Genomic DNA, 4,315 nt, shown 5'->3' with positions numbered 1-4,315 from the left:
TCCCCATTCCCCATTCCCCCAACAATTCATATGACCAATTTGCCTCAACTTCCTGCCGATTTATTGACCCCAGAAGAAGCCGTACAAGTGGATGCATCACTAATGTCTTCTCAGGAAAAATTTGCAACGCGATTGGCGATTTACGCTTTACGATCGCTCGATCGCATTGCTCGAGAAACTCGAAAACCGATCGATTCGATTACCCCCGAAGAAATCGGCACTTGGATCGCGAGCGATCTCACCCGACAAGGGCAAATCGATCTCGATTCAAGTTTTGCCAGCTTCTTTACCCACTTGATTCTGTCTTCGATGCGCCCTCTCCAACAAGCCGCGCGGGATGCGGAAGTGGAGATCGAACAGTTGAGCGTCCCCCAAGTTATTACCTGGTTCGAGGGAGAAGCCGCGCGGGCACTCGGGAAAAATACGCAATCGGAATGAAATTTCTTAGAAGTTATTCCCAAATGAGTGGCGTTACTACCTATACCGAGGGAGGTAGGTTCGAGCTATAGTAAAAGTGAAATCATAGCCGCGCGCTGGGTGAGCCACGATCCGTGAGTTATTGCCTCAACCCCAAATGTCCCGATCCTTCTAACCAACCCAATCCTAAAGAACGCAACTGTCCTCACTGCGGTTCGGACTTGCTTCTAAACGGTCGCTATCGTGCTGTCAAAATGCTTGGCAGCGGTGGCTTTGGAAAAACCTTCGAGGTGGAAGAGAGCGGTGAATTAAAAGTTCTTAAGGTTCTCTACAAAAACCATCCCAAAGCCGTTTCTTTGTTCAAACAAGAAGCAAAGGTTTTGTGTCGCCTTAACCATCCAGGCATTCCCAAAGTGCGAGAAAATGGCTATTTCGTGTTTTGGCCCAAGGATAGCAAAGAGCCGGTGCATTGCCTGGTGATGGAAAAAATTGACGGGCTAAACTTAATGGAATGGCTGCGAATGCGGCGCAACGAACCGATCGATCGGGCTCAAGCAGTTGAATGGCTCAAGCAGTTGGTGGAAATTTTAGAACAAGTTCACCAACAGCACTATTTCCACCGGGATATTAAACCCCACAACATCATGCGCCGTCCTCAGGGGCAGTTGGCGCTGATCGATTTTGGCACGGCGCGGGAAGTGACGGGAACTTATCTCAACAAAGTCGGCGGCGGACAAAACGTTACCGAGATTATTTCTGCCGGATACACTCCCCCAGAACAAATCAACGGTAAGGCGGTGCCTCAATCGGATTTCTACGCCCTGGGTCGGACGTTCGTGTACTTGCTCACGGGCAAGCGACCCACGGAATTTCCCGAGCATCCGCGTACGGGTAAATTGATTTGGCGCGATAGTGCCCCCCAAATTCCCGACGGACTCGCCGATGTGATCGATTACATGATGGCACCGTTTCCGGGCAATCGACCCCAACACGCCCAGATGATTTTAAAGTCCCTCGCGGAAGTCGAGCCGATGCTCGATAAGGTCTCTCGGGATAGAGTAATCCGAGGCACCGGCGCGCGCTACACGGGTGGAACGGGTTCGTCGGTCACGGGCAGCCGGAGAATGGATATCTCCGGGTTTCCCGGTGCCAATTCGGGCTTTGGGACGGGTGCTTCGGGATTGAGATCGGGTGCTTCGGGATTTCGCTCCCAAAGTTGGGGCGAGCGATGGCTCGATCGGATGCGCGCTCCGATTCAGTCTTCAGCTTTCGAGTCGATTAAACCCTTTGCAATTGGCGGTTTGCTGGTGGGACTCGTCGCCACTCAAGCTTACGGCTACTGGCGCTACAGTGCGTTTCCCATCAATCCCATTCGCGTGGTGGCGAATTTACCAAGCAGTTGGTTTTTGCGCAAAACCCTCAACCAGGAAGGGGAAGTCAAATCCATTGCGGCGAGTCCGAACGGTAAGATGCTCGCCAGCGGGAGTTTCGGCACGATTCGACTCTGGAATCTCGACTCGGGAGAAGATCCCAAAATCCTCGCCGCTCATAATAACTGGATCGAGGCCCTCAAAATCGATCCCACCGGTCAAATCCTTGCCAGTGGCAGTGCCGATAAAACCATCCGCCTCTGGAACGTCGATTCGGGCATCCGTCGCTTGACCTTGACCGGACACGACGGTACGGTCAACGCCCTTGCTTTTAGCAGCGATGGTAAAATGCTCGCAAGCGGCAGCGCAGATCGAACGATTCAGCTGTGGGATATTGCAAGTGGAGTGCGCTTCGCGACCCTCTCGGGTCATAGCGGGGCAGTGAATGCCGTGGCGATTTCTCCCGACGATCGCATTCTCGTCAGTGCCAGCGACGATAAAACCATCAAAGTTTGGGATCTCGATCGGGGTATCCTAATGAGAACCCTAACCGGTCACATCGGTGGAGTTCGGGATATCGCCATTAGCCCCGACGGCAAACTTCTCGCGAGCGCCAGCAGCGACAATACGTCGAGTGTCTGGGATCTCGAAACGGGCAAACGGCTGCATTCTTTCATCGGCCATCGGAGCTGGGTGAGGGCAGTGGTTTTTAGTCCTGACGGTCAGTCGGTCGTCAGTGCCGCAGATGCCATTGAAGTTTGGCGAGCGGACACGGGAGAAAGCCTGCGGACTCTACGGGGTGGCGATAGCTGGATCGAAGACCTTGCCGTTCGTTCTGATGGGACGATTGTCAGTGGTTCTCACGATCGAACGATTAAAATTTGGCGGTTGCCCGATTGAGCGACCCGATCCAAAGGCGATCGCACCGAACTCGCGCCGATCGCTCTCGCTCTTTCCAACGACTTAGGAAAAAAGGAAAAGACCTATGGAATCCATGTTGGCTGCATTCATTTTGTTAGCAACAGGCTACGTTGCTGGCGGGGTCAAAATTATCAATCAAAGCAATCAGGCTTTGGTCGAACGATTGGGAAAATATCAAAAAACCCTCGATCCGGGCATTAACTGGGTCGCTCCAATTCTCGACACCATCGTGTGGGAAGATACGGTGCGCGAGCAGTTCTTGGAGGTAGACGAGCAACAAGCCCTTACCCGAGATAACGTCGCCCTAAAAGTGAAGACAGTGGTGTACTGGAAAATCTTGGAACTCAGAGATGCCTATTACACCGTCGATAACGTTCAAGAAGCCATTAAAAACCGCGTCACCACTGCCTTGGGCGCAGCAATCGGTCGTCGGGAACTCGACCAAGCCGTTTCCTCCCGCGACGAAATCAACAAGGAATTATTGCGCCATCTCGATGAGGAAACCGAAGGATGGGGGGTGAAAATTACCCGCGTTGACGTGCAAAATCTCCTGCCCTCGGCAACGGTGATCGAGTCGATGGAACAGGAACGGGCCGCTGAAATTGAAAAACGCGCGGAAATTCTGCAAGCAGAAGGTACCGGGGAATATTTGCGAGCGATCGCCCGCGCTCTGGCTTCGGAAGATACACCGCCCACGAGTCAGGAAATGTTACATTTCTTGCTGACCGATCGCTACGTGGAAGCCGTGCAGAAACTTAGCGAAAGTGACAATGCCAAGATCGTCTTCATGGACCCGAAAGCCATTAACGAAGCTCTAGAACCGGTCATGGGAGGCGATTTAGCATCCATGCCTAAAGTCTCTGGCGGACCCAAAACCAGCCCGAATTTAGGGAAAAACTAGAACCCGATCGCACTCATGAAAAGCGACGGTTCGAGGGGAAGGAGGAAAGGTTATCTCAAACCCTGCACCTTCTTCCCCAATCTTGAGGGCACTGTTTCGATTTCAGCTCCCTCCAATTTGTTGGAGTTGAGAAAAGATTAAAATTCGATCGAGCAGACGAAAATCATCACCGATCTTGTGAGGATCGAGGTCTCGCAACGAGATCGAAATTGGCACATCTTTTTGAAATCATGGTTTGACGTTTCGATCGATTAAATTTTTCTAAACGCCAAACCATTAACCCTCTCCCCGAAAAATCCCATCGCTGACGCGGCAGATATCGTACATCTGAGGAACGTCGTGAACTCGCAGGATATCTGCCCCATGGGCGATCGCCGCCGAACAGGCAGCACCGGTGCCCCACACTCGCCCTTTGGGATCGTCTCGATCGAGAATGCGACCGATAAAGCTTTTTCGAGAAACTCCCACCAACAGCGGGTATCCCAGAGCGCGCAGTTTCGATAAGTTGCGCAGAATTATCAAGTTTTGCTCGTAGGTTTTGGCGAAACCGATGCCCGGATCGAGGATAATATTCCCTCGCGCGATACCCACTGCGATGCCAGCCTCTGCCTGACGTTGGAGAACCTGGCAGATTTCTCCCATCACATCCTCGTAATCCGTCAGGGTTTGCATGGTTTGGGGCGTACCCCGCATGTGCATTAAGATA

Annotated in this window: 4 protein-coding genes; 3 read left to right on the top strand and 1 reads right to left on the bottom strand. The window is 52.4% G+C overall.

Translation table 11 applies throughout. The features are described from left to right. From AC2215_RS20190 to AC2215_RS20180, 3 genes are all read left to right on the top strand, one after another. Positions 1-438, top strand: a 438-nt coding sequence (locus AC2215_RS20190) for a hypothetical protein (protein ID WP_486811807.1), incomplete at its 5' end; no start/stop codon positions are given. Positions 439-551: 113 nt separating this feature from the next. Further along, complete coding sequence (locus AC2215_RS20185) at positions 552-2,687, top strand: protein kinase domain-containing protein (RefSeq protein ID WP_486811806.1); 2,136 nt, start codon at positions 552-554, stop codon at positions 2,685-2,687. An 85-nt stretch (positions 2,688-2,772) separates the two neighbouring features. Next, on the top strand, positions 2,773-3,609 hold the full coding sequence (locus AC2215_RS20180) for an SPFH domain-containing protein (protein ID WP_486811805.1): 837 nt from the start codon (positions 2,773-2,775) through the stop codon (positions 3,607-3,609). A gap of 276 nt (positions 3,610-3,885) precedes the next feature. Here the strand turns inward: AC2215_RS20180 and AC2215_RS20175 are convergent. After that, on the bottom strand, positions 3,886-4,315 hold a 430-nt coding region (locus tag AC2215_RS20175; protein ID WP_486811804.1), incomplete at its 5' end, for a dihydropteroate synthase.

The organism is Zarconia sp., assembly GCF_057467645.1.
Note: the sequence above shows the minus strand (reverse complement) of the source record. Positions and strands in the feature narration are given on the sequence as shown.